Source organism: Salinispora tropica CNB-440 (assembly GCF_000016425.1).
Lineage (GTDB): Bacteria > Actinomycetota > Actinomycetes > Mycobacteriales > Micromonosporaceae > Micromonospora > Micromonospora tropica.
The window spans coordinates 1,194,883-1,210,298 of sequence record NC_009380.1; the positions used below are offsets into that span (position 1 = coordinate 1,194,883).

Sequence of the window (15,416 nt, forward strand, 5' to 3'; positions counted from 1 at the left end):
GTGAGTGCAGTAGGCACGGATCGGAGTCGGGGTTTCGGCCGGCGGGTACGGCGGTCGGTGTGGTTGGCGGCTGGCCTGTCGGTGGTGATGACACTGACGATGTTGGGTGAGCAGCCGGAGGCGGTGGCGGCGCCAACGTGGGATATCCCCACTCCCCAGGAGGCGGTTGGGGTGAAGACACGTGCCGCCACGCCGAAGCCTGGCGGGTCCGATCATGCCGATTCCCGTGTGGTGTCCGGGGCGACGGAGGTGGTGTGGCCGTCGGGGACCGCGGTCGCGGATGTGGCTGCCGCGACCGAGGCTGCTGGCATGGCGCGTGGCACGAGGGCGGGGCTGACCGGTCCAGCTCGAGCCCGAGCCGGCTCCCTTCCGGTCACCGTGTCGTCGGGGTCGCTGGCGGATGACATGTTGCCGCGCAGAAGTGATGTTGCGGCGGTGACCGCGGTGAAGGTCAATGTGCATGATCGTGTGGCCACTGCCAAGGCTGGTGTGGAGGGGTTGCTGGTGTCGGCTTCCCGCGCCGACGGGAAGCCCGGGGTGGGGCGCGCGCGGGTTCAGGTGGACTATGCGGGGTTCGCGCAGGCCTTTGGTGGCGGGTGGGCGTCGCGGCTTCGTCTGGTTGAGCTGCCGGAGTGTGCCCTGAGTACGCCGGAGGCCGAGGAGTGTCGTACGCGTACGCCTCTGGTGACGGACAATGACACCGCCAACGGTGCGGTGTCGGCGTCGGTGTCGGTCGGGGCGGAGTCGGCGGTGGTGTTCGCGGTCGAGGCTGAGGCGTCGGGTGACAACGGTGACTACACCGCGACCAGTCTGTCGCCGGCTGGGCAGTGGCAGGTGTCGGCGCAGACCGGTGACTTCTCGTGGTCGTATCCGCTGCGGGTGCCGCCGTCGTTGGGTGGTCCGGCTCCGGATGTTGGTTTCTCGTACTCGTCGGGCAGTGTCGACGGGCGCACGGCGTTGACCAACAACCAGGGTTCGTGGATCGGGGACGGGTGGGATTCCTGGCCGGGGTTCATCGAGCGTAAGTATCAGTCGTGTGCTGATGACAATCCTGGGCACAAGACCGGGGATCTGTGCTGGTTCAACGACAACGCGACCCTGTCGTTGGGCGGCCATGCGGGGGAGTTGATCCGGGACGGGTCGGTGTGGCGGCTGCGTAACGATGACGGCACCCGGGTGGAGCGGTTGACCAACTCGGCGCGGGGCAACGGGGACAACGACAACGAGTACTGGAAGGTCACCACTCCTGACGGTATGCAGTACTTCTTTGGCTACCACAGGTTGCCGGGTTGGAGCAGTGGTAAGCCGGTCACGGATTCGACGTGGACGGTGCCGGTGTTCGGGAACGACTCCGGGGAGCCGTGCTACAAGTCCTCGTTTCCGGAGGCGTACTGCACGCAGGCGTGGCGGTGGAACCTCGACTATGTCGTGGATCCGAACTCGAACTCGATGGCGTATTTCTATGGTACGGAGACTGGTGCCTACGCCCGTGATCTTGACCCTGATCAGCGCACCACCTATGACCGCGGCGGGTATCTCAAGCGCATCGAGTACGGCATGCGGGCCAACGCCGAGTACAGTCAGGCGGCGCCGTTGCGGGTTGTGTTCACCACCGCGGAACGGTGCCTGACGGACTGTTGGAGCGGGGCGGCGTGGACGTCGGATCCGGTGACCGAAAACTGGCCGGACACCCCGTGGGACCAGTACTGCGACACCGGTCCGTGTATGACGCAGGGCGCGCCGACGTTTTGGACCGCGCATCGGTTGGCGAAGGTCACCGCGCAGACGCGTAGCGGTACCACCAGCTACGCGAGTGTGGAGTCGTGGACGCTGCGGCACGAGTTCCTGAACGCGGGTAACGGTGAGACGGTGCCGATGTGGCTACGGGGAATCACTCGTACCGGGCATGTCACCACCGCCGGCGGCGAGGTCGTGTCGGATCCGGAGATCACGTTCGACAGTGGGTCTGATCCGTTGCCGAACCGGGTCGACGGCCCGGATGACGGGCGTACCGGGTTGTATCGGTGGCGGATCAAGACGGTGCACACCGAGTCCGGTGGGGACGTCATCGTCTCCTACTCGGATGCGGACTGTACCCGCACGACGCTGCCCAACCCGGCGACCAACACCACACGGTGCATGCCGTCGTACTACTCCCCGGACGGGGACGAACCGACGTTGGACTGGTTCCACAAGTATGTGGTGACCCGGGTCGACCTTGACGACACAGCCACGGACCAGCCAACTGAAGTCACGATGTACGACTACGACACGCCGGCGTGGGCGTACAACACCGACGAGTTGACCAAGGACAAGTACCGCACCTGGAGTGACTGGCGCGGCTACGGCAAGGTGACCGTCCGGCACGGTGCCACCGACGGGCAGCAGACCGCGGTGGAGTACCGCTACCTACGCGGTCTCGACGGCGACAAGGCCAGCTCCGGCGTCAAGGACGTGTGGGTCACCGACTCGTGGGGCGGCAGGATCGAGGACCACGAGGCCCTGAAGGGCTTCGAGTTGCAGACGATCACGAAGAACGGGCCGAGCGGTGCGGAGGTGTCCTCCACCCGCAATGACCCGTGGATCAACGGGCCGACCGCGACCCGCAGCCGTGACGGGATCACTACGAAGGCGTGGATGGTCAACACCGACATCGCCCGCGCCCGTACCGCCCTCGCCGCCGGTGGGCACCGCTACGTCAAGACCGTCACCAGTTTCAACAGCGACGGCATGCCGGTCACGGTCGAGAACCACGGAGACGAGGCCGTCGACGGTGATGAGAGTTGTGCCCGCAGCAGCTACGCCCGGAACGACGCCAGCTGGATGATCGACCGGCTGTCGCAGGTCGAGACGTTGTCCCGGCTGTGTGCCGGTGCGCCGACCCCCGCTGATCCGGCCACCGTTTTGAACCGGTCACGGTCGTTCTACGACGCCTATACCGACGGCTCCTCACACGGCCAGGCACCCACGAAGGGCAACGTGGTTCGTACGGAGGAGCTGGAGAGGTTCACCGGCAGCACGCCGGTGTATACCCGCACCTCCACCACGGCCTACGACGCCAACGGCCGGATCATCGCGGTCACCGACCCGCGGGGGCACACGACCACCACGGCGCACAGCACCGCCAATGGTGGCCAGGTCGTCCAGACCGTGGTGACCAACCCGATGGGGCACACGGGCACGACGCTGCTGACCCCGGCGTGGGCTGCCCCGACAAAGGTCACCGACGCCAACGGCGCGGTCACCGACCTGACCTACGATGGTCTCGGCCGGTTGACCAACGTGTGGAAACCCGGCCGGAACAAGGCCACCCAAACACCAAGCGTCAAGTTCGCCTACCAGGTCCGCAACAGCGACGGCCCGACCGCGGTCACCACCGAGGCGCTGCTGCCGACCGGGAGGACCTATCGCACGTCGGTGAACCTGTATGACGGGTTCCTGCGGCTGCGACAGACCCAGCTCCAGGCCACCGGCGGTGGACGCACGATCACCGACACGATGACCAACAGCCTCGGCGCCACCGCGTGGACGTCCGCTACCTACTACGACTCCACCAACACCGAGGTGAACACAAGCCTGGCCACCCCGCAGGGCCAGATCCCCTCGATCACCCGATACACCTACGACGGCGTCGGCCGGCCGACCGCGCAGATCCTGATCGGCGACGGGGTGGAGAAGTGGCGCACCACCACCAGCTACGGCGGTGACCGCGTCCACACCACCCCACCGGCCGGTGGCACCGCCACCACCACCGTCACCCACGGTCTCACCAGCACGCTGCGGCAGTACAAGAACCCCGCCGACGTCGGCAGCGACGACCCGACCACGTTCGACACCACCACCTACACCCACACCCGGCTCGGGCAGCTCGAGACGGTCACCGACGTCACCGGCGCCAACACGTGGTCCTACACCTACGACCTACGCGGCCGCCAAACCCAGGCGATCGACCCGGACAAGGGCACCACCACCAGCACCTACGACGCCGCCGGCAACATCACCACCAGCACAGGCAGCGGACGATCCCCCATCGCCTACACCTACGACGAACTCGGCCGCAACACCAGCGTCCGCGACGACACCACCAGCGGGAACATCCGCGTCGAATGGGAATACGACACCCTGCCCAACGGCATCGGCAAACTCACCGCCGCTACCCGATACACCAACGGTGACCCCTACACCAGCCGGGTCGACGCCTACGACGCCTACGGCCGACCCACCTCCACCTCGGTCGTGCTGCCCGACACCCAGTCAGAGCTGTGCGCCGCGGCCAGCCCGAACACCTGCACCTACACCACCACCTACACCTACCGGCCCAACGGGCAGCCCTGGCGAATCGGCATGCCCGCCGCCGCCGACCTTCCGGCCGAGACCCTGATCCTCGGCTACACCGACGTCGGAAACCCCGCCGGCTCTCTCTCTTCAGCCCAGATCTACGCCAACACCGTCATCTACAACAAAATCGACCAACTCACCCAGTACCAACTCGGCCGTTTCGGCCGCCGTGTCGCTGTCACCTCCTCCATCGACGAACCCACCCGCCGCCTCACCAGCACCAACGTCGTCCCCGAACTCAAACCCGAAGCCGCTAACCACACCTACACCTACGACGACGTCGGTAACGTCACCGAGATCCACGACACCCCGACCGGCGGTACCGCCGACCACCAGTGCTTCACCTTCGACCACCTCCGCCGCATGACCGAAGCCTGGACCCCGGAATCCGGTGCCTGTTCCACCACCCCCACCACCTGGAGCCAGATCGACGGGGCCACCAACCCCTACTGGCACACCTGGACCCTCGACGACGTCGGTAACCGCACCACCGAAACCCGCCACGGCACAGTCAACACCACCCACGCCTACACCTACCCCAACCCCGGTGAACCCAGACCACACGCCGTCACCACCGTCACCGCCAGCGGCGCCGACACCGGAAACCGCACCTACACCTACGACGACGCCGGAAACACCACCACCCGACCCACCGCCACCGGTGACACCCAAACCCTGACCTGGAACCGCGAAGGCAAACTCAGCACCACCACCGACGACACCGGCGACACCAGCTACATCTACGGCGCCGACGGTAGCCGACTCATCCGCACCGACCCGAGCGGCACAACCCTCTACCTACCCGGCGGCACCGAAGTCCGCCACACCACCACCACCAGCACCACCACCGCCACCCGCTACTACAGCTTCGCCGGCCGCAGCATCGCCGTCCGCACCGCCAACACCCTCCACTGGATCGCCAGCGACCACCACGGCACCGCCGAACTCACCATCGACGCCACCACCCTCACCATCGCCACCCGCCGCACCCTGCCCTACGGCGAACAACGCGCCACCACCGGCACCTGGGCACCCACCATGGACAAGGGCTTCCTCGGCGGCACCCAGGACCCCACCGGCCTCACCCACCTCAACGCCCGCGAATACGACCCCACCCTCGGCCGCTTCATCAGCGTCGACCCCATCATGGACCTCACCGACCCCCAACAATGGAGCGCCTACACCTACGCCAACAACAACCCCGTCACCTACAGCGACCCCAGCGGCCTCGTCCACCTCGAAGGCAGTGGCAAAAGCGACGGGCGAATCGCCCACAAATACGGCGGCAAAACCAACATCAGCGGCAAAGCGCCGAAGCTCTCCAAGCGGCCACCACCTGATCGTTCCGGCTATGATGTAATCGCTGGAAATGGGACCTACCTGCTCACCAAGAACCCCTCCGGTGGGCTGGAACTGAACGGGGTCCCGGTTCCCGCCGGACCAAGTGCAGAAGCTCTCGCGAATGAGATTATCAGCTTTTGCGAGGACCCTCGCGGCGGCGCTACACATTGCCAACAATCTCTTGACTGTACATACATGTATGTCGAGGATTGCGCAGACAAGTGGGCGAACGGTGCTCTCGATGTCATGCGAGGTGCCCTCGGCGGTGAATTCGGCCAGTCGTACGACGAAGCCCTCTATGGCACTCTTAGGCAGGCTATACAGGAAGGTCTCGTTCGGTTTGGCTGGGATAGCGAGGGTAAGCTCGGCGGCGGCGGCGGTTTCATGGGCAAACCCTACCGAGCAGCCTGTGGCGGCAAGAGCTTTGCCGGCGACACAGAGGTGCTACTGGCAGATGGGGGCACCAAGCCGATCAAGGACATCAAGGTCGGCGACCAGGTATGGGCCACCGATCCCGAAACTGGTGATGAAGGCCCACGCGAGGTAACCCACCTCTGGGTCCATGAGGACCAACTAGTCGACCTTGAGGTTGACGGTGGTGACGTCACGACAACTGAGGACCACCCGTTCTGGAACGAAACTGACCAGCAGTGGCAGGACGGCCAGGATCTGGACCGTGGTGACCTACTCCACACCTCAACCGGCAAGACGCTCGCCGTAGTTGGCCTCGACTGGGCCACCATCCAACACGGCACGGCCTACAACCTCACCGTCGCCGACATCCACACGTACTATGTGGTAGCGGGCGATACGCCAGTACTCGTCCACAACACCAACACTCCAATTGGATGCGGTCCCGGCGGCGCTCCAATTTACGATATTCCGGCCGGTTCCAGTGGTGGTCCTGGGGCTGGGCAGCGCATTCCGCCAAGAATGTTGGAAGATTACAATATTGGCGTAAATGCTGATCCAAGTTTGCCAACGCCCCTATGCTCCTACTGCCGAACTAATCCGGCCACGAGCGTCGATCACGTCGAACCGCGGGTCCATGGTGGGGACCTAACGGACGCGAATACCACGCCAGCATGTACCTTCTGTAATAGTTCGAAGGGTGCTCGGGGGCAGCCTGTTAATCCTCCTCCGAACTACACCGGCCCGTTCCCTCCGCCTTGGTGGTAGCCAGTGTGCGGTAGCCTAGAGATTCGGTAGTGGCTGCGCGTCCCCGACGTTGAGGTGTTAGCGTCGGGGGCGCAGCTTTTGGTGAAAGTGGGTCACGTCGTGTCCGTTACGAAGTACATCGTTCATGAATCTCCCGTGGGGCGTACCAGCTCAAACTATCTGGCGATGGTGAATCTTGAGCCCTATGGCTTCGCCGGCTCCCTGGAGCAGGTCTGGTTAAGGCCCCTCGACGGCAATGGCTACGAGGTCTCGTGTATTCCATTTCGGGTTTACGGACTAGCGCTCAACGATGTGGTGAGGCTTGACTCCGAAGGTAAACAGATAATTGAAATACTCAGGCCCTCAGGTCATCGCGTGTTCCGCGTCTTCTTGGCGCCTTCGCTGTCTGTTTCTGAGTCATACGAGGTGCGGAATTCGATTACTCGTGCCATCATCGATGATGCCCTGAAATCTGAGTGGAGTGGCGATAGACATGTCGCCATCGACGTGCCGCTCGGCCGTGAGGTTGGTCGTGTTTGGCCTGCCATTGAACATGTCGCTGCTGAAGAAAAGGTTTACTGGGAATGGGGCGATGTAGAGCCGTTTCATCAGTAACCAGAGGCGTCGGCGAGCATCAAGCTGCTTGAGTTGGCGCTCGCGGCCCGTGTCAGGGGCACTGCGGAGTGCACCGCGGGGCGCGATTGATTGCCCGGGTTGCGGTCAGGGTTGGTGTCAGATGGGCGGTGAGCATGTCCATATGTCGATGTTGCACAGTCGCGTAGCTCGCAGGGTGCACGTCGGCTCGCGGATGCCGAGCACGTTGAGTGATTTGCCTCCTCAACCGATTCCAGAGTCATCGGGTCCGGTGGCGCGCCGCGTAGCGGTGTGGCGTCGATCGCCGGAAGCCACCGCTCGGCTTGACCTTCGAAGCGATCGTCATGGCAGGGGGGAACGTGGCGGCCTCGCCCTGTCCAGGCGGCTCGTCCTGGTGGGCGTGCGCGCGGGGCCGAAGGCTGTAGCGCGTGCGCGAGGCCCGGCCGATAGGCCGGGCCGTCTTGATTAGGTGAAGCAATTCTTAGCCCAGTCGCTCCGTCGGTGGCGGGCTGCTGGGCTACTCCTTCGGTTTGCGGCGGCCTTCTTCGGTGCCGGCGGCTCGGCGGGCTCGGGCGCTTCGCTGGCGGCGGCTCGTCCGAGTTTGGCTTCGTAGGCGGCGAGGTCGTCGGCGAGGTCGGTGTGTGCTTGTTGGAGGGTGGCGAGTTCTTCGGTGGCTTGCCAGGCGGCGGCGTCCTTATCCATGGAGGCGTCGATGATCGTGCTCTCTGGGCGGGGCGTCGGTTGGTTCGTAGGGCCAGGCGAAGAACCGGTGATACAGCGTTCCCGTGGTAGTGGTGGGCATGTCCACGCACGCCTCGACAAAGAACTGGGTGAGGTAGAGCATCAGCGATACCCGCGCGCCGGCGAACTCGGCCAACAGTTGACGTTTGCGGGTCAGGCACGGCCATACCTGCCCGCACCCGGCGCACGTCCATACGGGACGAACTGGTAGATGCATCGTCATCGCTGGCACCCTTTCGGCGGCGTCGTGGTCTACGGTGGGAGGACCGGGCCGCAGCACTGGGGTCGTGGCGAGTGCCGATCGCAAAACCCCTGTCCCGGCCCTCCCGGGAGCGCCAGTCAGGTTCGGACTCGATGTACGTCCCCGCTGGGCCTGCCACCAGGATCAGGGGAGACAGATGACCATGGAAGCAGGCGAGGGTTTTCCCCCGTCTACAGACACCCCCGCCGACCTCGGGGCCCATCTGCGAGCCGCCCGCGAGGCCGCCGGACACAGCCTCGCCGGTATGGCCGCGCTCACCCACTTCAGCAAGCCCTACCTCAGCCTCGTCGAGACCGGCCGCCGCCAGGCCACTCCCGATATCGTTGGACGCTACGAACATGCCCTCGGTGTACCGATCGGCACCCCGGCCGATCCGGTCCGCCGCACCCACGAATGGCTCCTGGACAGCCCACCCGCCACCGGCTGCCTACGCGCCGGCCGCCGCATCGGCGCAGCCCTGATCCGAACCATGGAAGCCCGCGCAGCCCGACGTGCCACCCACGTTGCTGTCACGACTGCTGTCAAAACCGCCCAGAAACGATGAACCGCCAACGGGAGGTTGAGCGAAAGCCCAGCTCACTAACAAGATCGAACCCATGACAACACCGCAGCCACCGTAGCAAGGCCACACGTACTATGTGCTCGCCGGCACCACGCCGGTACTCGTACACAACACCAACGGATGCTGGCCAGGACTGGATGATCTGTCGGCATCTGCGGCGCGCCCTGCCAAGGGCGGTTTGACTCACGCTGGTCGCGAGTACCAGAAGCACATGGGTAGGAGGGAGCTTCCGAAGGTGCCGGGGAAGCAACTAGATACGGCTGGCCAGGACCATTTGGACGACATTCTGACGACGCCTGGAACGCAGCGTGTGCCCATCAACGGAGGCGCCTTCCAGGGTGGGTACTACTACATTCGGCCGGATGGCGCGGGTGCGGCGTTCGATAGTAACGGCGTGTTCCAGTACTTCGGGAAGTTCTAAATGGTGACTATCAAACCTGCAACGTTGCACCAAGTTGATGACAATAGGCTCGTCGGATTGGCGTCCACCCTCGCTGGTGAGCGGCTGATGTGCGTGCGGTATGCGTCCCCAAGCGGTTCTAGCTGGGTAAACTACAGTGACCTTGAGGGGGTTCATGAAGTCGACATGGGGGTCGAGCTGGCCACCGAGTCGGGACTTGTTCTAGAACTGTCGTGGGCGACGCCGGGTCGCGAGGAGGGGCTAGCGCTGGCGCTAGGGCGTGGAGAGAATCGGGCGTCAAGCGATCTTATCGACTACGAGGACGTCGGTGGCGTTCAGGATTGGTCGAGCGTCCTGGGTTATTTCGTCGAGGAGGTTGCCGTTGCATTCTACGTCCACGACGAAGGCTCATCGGTCAGGCCGTGGTCTTTCCGGATCGGGGTTTCAAACGGTTCATCAGTTACCGTCGCTCTTGGTGAGACCAGCGACCACTCTATTCGTTATCTGCCGGATAATCTGGTCGTGATATTCGGGGAGGCCACGGCTCGGAACTATGAAGTTTCCGATAGCCTGCAGTCGGCGTGGGGTGAGACCGTCATTTACGCAGAGTAGTTGAGAGTGGTCCTGGTTCGTGGTCGTCGGCCTGGGTTGCCGTCACGGTTGCCGTCAAGATGGATTACTTATAGCCATATCTCGATATGGCCTGCTCGTCGGCTGCCATAGTCTGCGATCATGTCTGGGAATTGCGGCGTTGGCGTGCCGCGTCAGCGGTGCGGCGTCGATCGCCGGTAGTCCGTGGAGGGCTGTTGTCGTGAAGCGATCGTCATGGCCCTCATCCGCGAAGACTCTTGATCGGCCGGAGGTTCGCGGTTGTGTTTGCGTGGGCGCGTGCGCGCGAGCCGGGACGGCATAGCGCGTGCGTCCTGCGTAGCTGGGCGCTCTTGATACCTGTAGAGCAGTTTTGAGCCAGTCGGATCTTGGCTGAGGGCCTTGGTCCGGCTGTGCTTCGGGTGCGGTTGCGGCTGCTGCGGGAGCGTTTGGCGGCGCTGGCGTCCAGTCTTCGTCGCTGGGAACGCCGTCTGCCTCCACCGCCATGCTGAGCTGAGCGCGACGACACGTCTCGCCCCAATGGCACCGCTCATCGATGCCCTGGTCGCCGAAGAGCGCAGGTGTTTGCCCAGGTTGCCGTCACCGTTGCCGTCAACACCGATAAACTTCGATGCGGCGAGTTGGTGCCACCCACGAAGGGTCAGGTGAAACGCCATGAGAACGTAAGTTACGTTGCGTTACGGGATGAAAATCCCACACGTACTATGTGATCGCCGGCAACACGCCAGTCCTCGTACACAACACGGGACCGTGCGACCCGGTGGACGCTTGGTCGCCTGGAACATTCGGAAGCGCTGAAGAATCGGCAACGTATCATGTCGGTAAGCATGGTAAGGGGAGAACGCTAGCCGAATACACAGATGAGGCGAAGAATCTGTGGGCCAAAACTCCCGAAGGAGATCGTATTCCTTGGAAACTGAGAGATGGCAGCGAAGGATGGAAGATCAGAGGTGGTTTCCGCGGAGGCGAGGGAATCTATACCAAGGACGGAAAGATCGTGACCTGGCATGACTGATTCATCTGACTTCCGGCACGCCTTCATGACGTTCCGATCCGTGCCTTATCCGGCCTATCCGCAACTACTGGAGCTGCAAGATTGGAACTCCCTGCTTCTAACCATTGATGGGCACATCGCTGGATACGCATCTAAGGTCCATGATGGTCGAATGTGCGCACAAGATGTTCCAAATCTCGATCAACTTATTCTTGAAGTGAGTTCACTGGGGTCGTCGCTCGATCAGATCGAGCCGGTGACAGATGAGGATCGTCAATCGATTGGTGACTATCGGTCATATGTGGCGGCTCTGAGGCGCGTGGTATCGGAGCTTGGTGGCCTTGCTGATCAAGAGCGGCGATCGACTGATTAGCGCGGAGTCATCGAGTACAAAGTGTTGGCACTTACCGACCATAACGGTGCGTGACGGGAGAGTGTCGGCGGCTGTCGGGGTTTGCTCGGGTTGCCGTCACCGTTGCCGTCAACGGCGAGGTATACATCCGAGGCAATCGATGTAGTGTCGCTGCGTCGTGGTCGGACGTCAGATCTTCGCTGGCGTGCCGCATAGCGGTGCGGCCGATCACCGGGAGCCTCGGCGGTGGGTGCTGACCCTGGGCGATCGTCGAGGCCCCGGCCGACGGTTCGGCTCGGCAGTTCTTACCGTGATCTTGCTTCTTGGTGTGGTGGGCGTGCGCGCGGGGCCGGAACGGCTACAGCGCGTGCGCGGCTCGGCTCTGCCGGGCCGTTCTTGATTATGTAGAGCAAATTTGGACCAGCTCGTTCCCGTAGCCGCCGCCTTCGGTGCTCGGTGCTTTGGTCGGCTTGCTGGCGGACGGGTGGCGGGCTGGATGCCATCAGGGGTCTGCCCGGTGGTGCCGGCGACTGCGGGCTGTAGTGGTCTCCGGAGTCAAGGGACGCCCGTAGGGGCGGTCGCGGAGTGACGCGTAGCGCCCGTGAGGTCGGCGGGGCGGCGCTCGTGCGCCCGGGCTGCCCGTAGATAGTCGTTTGCGGTCTGGGGCGGTTGTTCGACGACGTCCAACGGGGAGCTGCAAGGCCCCTTCGGCGTGCGGCGACGTGCGTCGGCGTCTGTCCGTGTTGCCGTCACCGTTGCCGTCAACCAGGTCCGCCGCCGAGGGCCGATACGGTGCTGGTCGATGAAAGTCCAGGTCAACGACATGTCGCCGTAGGTCACTCTCCGTGTAGGCAGTGAATATGCCACACGTACTATGTGATCGCCGGTGATACGCCGGTACTTGTTCACAACACGGGCCCTACGCCTCCGACGCCGAGCGGGGTGGTGTACCTGCGAACAGATGTGCTGACCGGTGAGGAATATATCGGACAAGCTAAGAACTGGAAACGATATCTTGCAAGACAAAAAGAGCACGCGAAGAAGCATCCTGGTGCTGCTTTCAGCTTTGAGGTTGTAGGTCGTGCGAATCCGGGGAAGGACCTCGACGTGTTGGAAGAAAGCTGGATCCGCGCAGGCGGTGGCAAGAAATCTGTGCCTGGCAGTGTTCTGCAGAACGGCAGAGTCCAAATGAATGACAGCAAGTATCTGGCTGCCGGAGGTGACGTATGCTGAAGGAGTGCCGTAAGGGTCACATCTTTGGTGTGCCTGTGGCTGACGGCCAGGTTGCGCTGGGGCAGGTGATTGTTCCATTAGCCAGCAATTTTCTGGCGGCGATTCATCGGGACCTAATTCGGGCTGATGAGACTGATGTCTTGGCAGCTAGACTCGATACACCAGTAATTTTCGCTGAGACCATGGATTTCAAGATCAGAGAAGGGGTGTGGCCGATACTAGGTAGTCGTGGGATTCCCGGTTCAATCCGTCTACCGAACTATACGGTGTGGGTTGAGCCGCCGGGGGAGTACCGCATCCAGAGCATTGATGGAACGGTGGGTTCCAGCGCAATTTCTGCGGAGACGGCCGGCGAGATGCGCCACCAGAAGTCCTATGCTCCGGCTTTCATCGAAGCGGCATTGCAGGCGTTGCACGGTTTTAGACCATGGGTATCTGCGTTCGACGAAATTATTCTCCCTTCTGGAAAGTAGCGATCCTCTGCTTTCGGTGCCGCGATGAGTCAGGTCAAAAGGGTCTCGATGTGAGGCGGGAGCCACCGTCTCGTTCATGTGTAGCGAATTTGGACGAATAGGGGCCTGACCAGGTGATCGGCCTCGATGCGGCACCTCGGTTGCCTTGTGTAAATGAGGTGCTGCTTTGAGCTCCTAATACTCCAGCAGGAGATCCGTTCGGACCTGCTGGGGCTGTGTGGTTTTGTCCGTGGGCGTGGAGCAGCCACCGCTGAGTCTCGTGGTTGTGTGGACCAAAGATTCGGCGGTGGCTGCCGCCTACAGAGTAGATGCCCAGCGATGGTCTCGGCTGTTCGACGAGCTGATGGACGTGGTCGGGTCGTGCTTCGGTCGGCCTGAGCCGCGCTGGCGGGTGCGGGACTTCATGGCCGGGCTGCTGGCGCCGTTGCCGAGGAAGAACTGTTGGACGATCGCGGAGCACGCCGGTGACGACGGCCCGGGTGGCACGCAGGATCTGATCGGTCGGGCCCGGTGGGACGACGCGCAGGTCCGCGCCGATGTGCGGGATTTCGTCGCGGTCAAGCTCGGGCATCCGGAAGGGGTGCTGGTCATCGATGAGACCGGGGATCTGAGGAAGGGCGTGCACACCGTCGGGGTGCAACGGCAATACTCCCTTACCGCAGGGAAGATCGAGAACTGTCAGCTCGCGGTGCACCTGTCGTATGCCTCACCGGCCGGGCGAACCCTGGTCGACGTGGCTCTTTACCTGCCGATGTCCTGGGTCTATGATCCCGGGCGACGGGTGGAGGCAGGGGTACCCGACACGGTCGGGTTCGCCACGAAGTCGCAGCTGGCACGGCGGCTGATCGACACCGCCCTCGCCGGTGGGCTGCCGTGTCGGTGGGTTGCCGGCGACGAGGCCTACGGCGGTGATCCCCTTCTGCCCGCGGCCCTGCGAGGCCACGAGCTGGGTTACGTCCTCGCGGTTGCCTGCTCACACCGGGTCCCCACCGGACTGGATGCCCAGCGAGCGGACCAGATCGCCGCCGGTCTGCCGAAGCGGGCGTGGCAGCGGATCTCCGCCGGTCAGGGGGCGAAGGGTCACCGCTACTACGACTGGGCGTTCGTCACCCTGCCCCTGGCCGTCGACGAGCACGACGGTCACCACTGGCTGCTGATCCGCCGCAACCGCAGCACCGGTGAGCTGGCATTCTACCGCTGCTGGTCACCCCAACCGGTTCCACTGCACCACCTGGTGGCCGTCGCCGGCCGGCGGTGGGGCATCGAGGAATCGTTCCAGGCCACCAAGACGGGCCTCGGCCTGGACCAGTATCAACACCACTGCTGGCGGGCCTGGCACCGTCACGGGGATCCCGTCGGCGGCCAGCTCGCTCACGAGCGGGTAGAGCCCTTTCCCGGCAGATGCGCCTGCGACAAGTACGCCGCCGCCCGGCGTAGGACCTCGTTCTCCTGTTCGAGGAGCTTGATCCGCTTGCGGGCCTCACACAGCTCGGCCGACTCGCTGCCGCTGGCGACAACGCCGCCATGGAGCCGTTCTTCGGCCTGCTGCAGAACGACGTCCTCGACCGGCGGACCTGGACGACCCTGCAGCAGTTGAGGAGCGCGATCGTGACCTGGATCGAAGGGACCTACCGTCGCCGTCGACGCCAACGATCCCTGTCTCGGTTGACCCCTATCGAGTACGAGACCATCATGACCCCACCGGCCAGGCAAGCCGCGTAGCTACAACTGTCACCTACTGGTGCAGCAGACCCACCGCGGGAACGACGGCGTTGCCGAGGGTTCGGACGCGGGTAGGCTCCAGCTGATCGGCAGGCCGATGAGCCATTCGACGGCTTCGGCGGGCGCCCTCCAGGAACCCGTGGATTGAATCACCCACGGACCCGTGCCTCGGTTGCTGTGTTATATCGGCCGCCGCGTCCGACCGGCCATCCGTGTCGGCCCATGCTTGCGGTGGGCCTGGGTCATCCTCTTATTCGAGATGCGCCGTGAGGTTGTCTACCTGGAGGGCTAGCTGGCGTTGCTGCCTGTTCAGTTCATCCCGGCGCTGCTGTAGATGCGCCCTCAGGTCGGGGCACATCTGGAGCTCTGGTCGCGGACCCTGGGCGCAAGGAAGAAAGCGGCGGATCGCGTCCGAGTTGAGCCCCGAGGCCAGAAGCGCGGTGATCTGGTCAACCACCAGGGGCGCGTCATCACCGTACTCCCGATAGCCATTGGCCTCACGCTGCGGGACGAGAAGCCCCTGCTCCTCGTAGTAGCGAAGCGCTCGCCTGCTGGCCCCGGTCCTCGCGGACAACTCCCCGATGCGCATCCGCCCTCCCTCGCCTTGACCTTGACGCCGACGTGAACCCTTATGGTC

At 63.7% G+C, this 15,416-nt stretch carries 9 protein-coding genes and 3 pseudogenes; 9 read left to right on the plus strand and 3 right to left on the minus strand.

What is annotated here, in order from left to right:
* Positions 1-87 precede the first annotated feature (87 nt).
* Complete coding sequence (locus STROP_RS05325) at positions 88-6,858, plus strand: RHS repeat-associated core domain-containing protein (RefSeq protein ID WP_238380304.1); 6,771 nt, start codon at positions 88-90, stop codon at positions 6,856-6,858.
* A gap of 99 nt (positions 6,859-6,957) precedes the next feature.
* Positions 6,958-7,452, plus strand: a complete 495-nt coding sequence (locus STROP_RS23655; RefSeq protein ID WP_148217331.1) for a DUF4265 domain-containing protein — start codon at positions 6,958-6,960, stop codon at positions 7,450-7,452.
* Between the two features lie 444 nt (positions 7,453-7,896).
* On the opposite strand, the gene STROP_RS05330 is transcribed toward STROP_RS23655, so the two are convergent.
* Positions 7,897-8,133, minus strand: coding sequence for a hypothetical protein (locus STROP_RS05330; RefSeq protein WP_050591438.1), 237 nt, complete (start codon positions 8,131-8,133; stop codon positions 7,897-7,899).
* Positions 8,126-8,395 carry a hypothetical protein gene (locus tag STROP_RS25550; protein ID WP_011904960.1) on the minus strand — a complete coding sequence of 90 codons (270 nt, stop codon included), beginning with the start codon at positions 8,393-8,395 and terminating at the stop codon, positions 8,126-8,128. The genes STROP_RS05330 and STROP_RS25550 overlap by 8 nt, the downstream gene beginning before the upstream one ends.
* 175 nt (positions 8,396-8,570) lie before the next feature.
* Here STROP_RS25550 and STROP_RS05340 point away from each other — a divergent pair.
* The 7 genes and pseudogenes from STROP_RS05340 to STROP_RS23665 all read left to right on the plus strand — a co-directional run.
* Positions 8,571-8,915, plus strand: a pseudogene (locus tag STROP_RS05340) (helix-turn-helix domain-containing protein); the annotation flags it as partial.
* Between the two features lie 667 nt (positions 8,916-9,582).
* Complete coding sequence (locus tag STROP_RS05350) at positions 9,583-10,008, plus strand: hypothetical protein (RefSeq protein WP_043535213.1); 426 nt, start codon at positions 9,583-9,585, stop codon at positions 10,006-10,008.
* Between the two features lie 1,004 nt (positions 10,009-11,012).
* Positions 11,013-11,372 carry a hypothetical protein gene (locus STROP_RS25050; RefSeq protein WP_155251081.1) on the plus strand — a complete coding sequence of 120 codons (360 nt, stop codon included), beginning with the start codon at positions 11,013-11,015 and terminating at the stop codon, positions 11,370-11,372.
* A 921-nt stretch (positions 11,373-12,293) separates the two neighbouring features.
* Complete coding sequence (locus tag STROP_RS24620) at positions 12,294-12,584, plus strand: GIY-YIG nuclease family protein (RefSeq protein WP_155251080.1); 291 nt, start codon at positions 12,294-12,296, stop codon at positions 12,582-12,584.
* Entirely contained in the window at positions 12,578-13,057 is a 480-nt protein-coding gene (locus STROP_RS24625; RefSeq protein ID WP_148217333.1) for a hypothetical protein, read from the plus strand. The genes STROP_RS24620 and STROP_RS24625 overlap by 7 nt, the downstream gene beginning before the upstream one ends.
* 343 nt (positions 13,058-13,400) lie before the next feature.
* Positions 13,401-14,399, plus strand: a pseudogene (locus tag STROP_RS05355) (IS701 family transposase); the annotation flags it as partial.
* A 134-nt stretch (positions 14,400-14,533) separates the two neighbouring features.
* Positions 14,534-14,779 (plus strand): annotated as a pseudogene (locus tag STROP_RS23665) (integrase core domain-containing protein); the annotation flags it as partial.
* Between the two features lie 250 nt (positions 14,780-15,029).
* On the opposite strand, the gene STROP_RS05360 reads toward STROP_RS23665, so the two are convergent.
* On the minus strand, positions 15,030-15,368 hold the full coding sequence (locus tag STROP_RS05360) for a MerR family transcriptional regulator (protein WP_011904965.1): 339 nt from the start codon (positions 15,366-15,368) through the stop codon (positions 15,030-15,032).
* Between the last annotated feature and the right edge of the window lie 48 nt (positions 15,369-15,416).

What these genes read in the sequence shown, in the direction of transcription:
- STROP_RS05325 (WP_238380304.1), top strand. Translation starts at nt 88, where the DNA reads ATGACACTGACGATGTTGGGTGAGCAGCCGGAGGCGGTGGCGGCGCCA.
- STROP_RS05330 (WP_050591438.1), bottom strand. Translation starts at nt 8,133, where the DNA reads ATGGATAAGGACGCCGCCGCCTGGCAAGCCACCGAAGAACTCGCCACC.
- STROP_RS25550 (WP_011904960.1), bottom strand. Translation starts at nt 8,395, where the DNA reads ATGACGATGCATCTACCAGTTCGTCCCGTATGGACGTGCGCCGGGTGC.
- STROP_RS05350 (WP_043535213.1), top strand. Translation starts at nt 9,583, where the DNA reads ATGGGGGTCGAGCTGGCCACCGAGTCGGGACTTGTTCTAGAACTGTCG.
- STROP_RS25050 (WP_155251081.1), top strand. Translation starts at nt 11,013, where the DNA reads ATGACTGATTCATCTGACTTCCGGCACGCCTTCATGACGTTCCGATCC.
- STROP_RS24625 (WP_148217333.1), top strand. Translation starts at nt 12,578, where the DNA reads ATGCTGAAGGAGTGCCGTAAGGGTCACATCTTTGGTGTGCCTGTGGCT.
- STROP_RS05360 (WP_011904965.1), bottom strand. Translation starts at nt 15,368, where the DNA reads ATGCGCATCGGGGAGTTGTCCGCGAGGACCGGGGCCAGCAGGCGAGCG.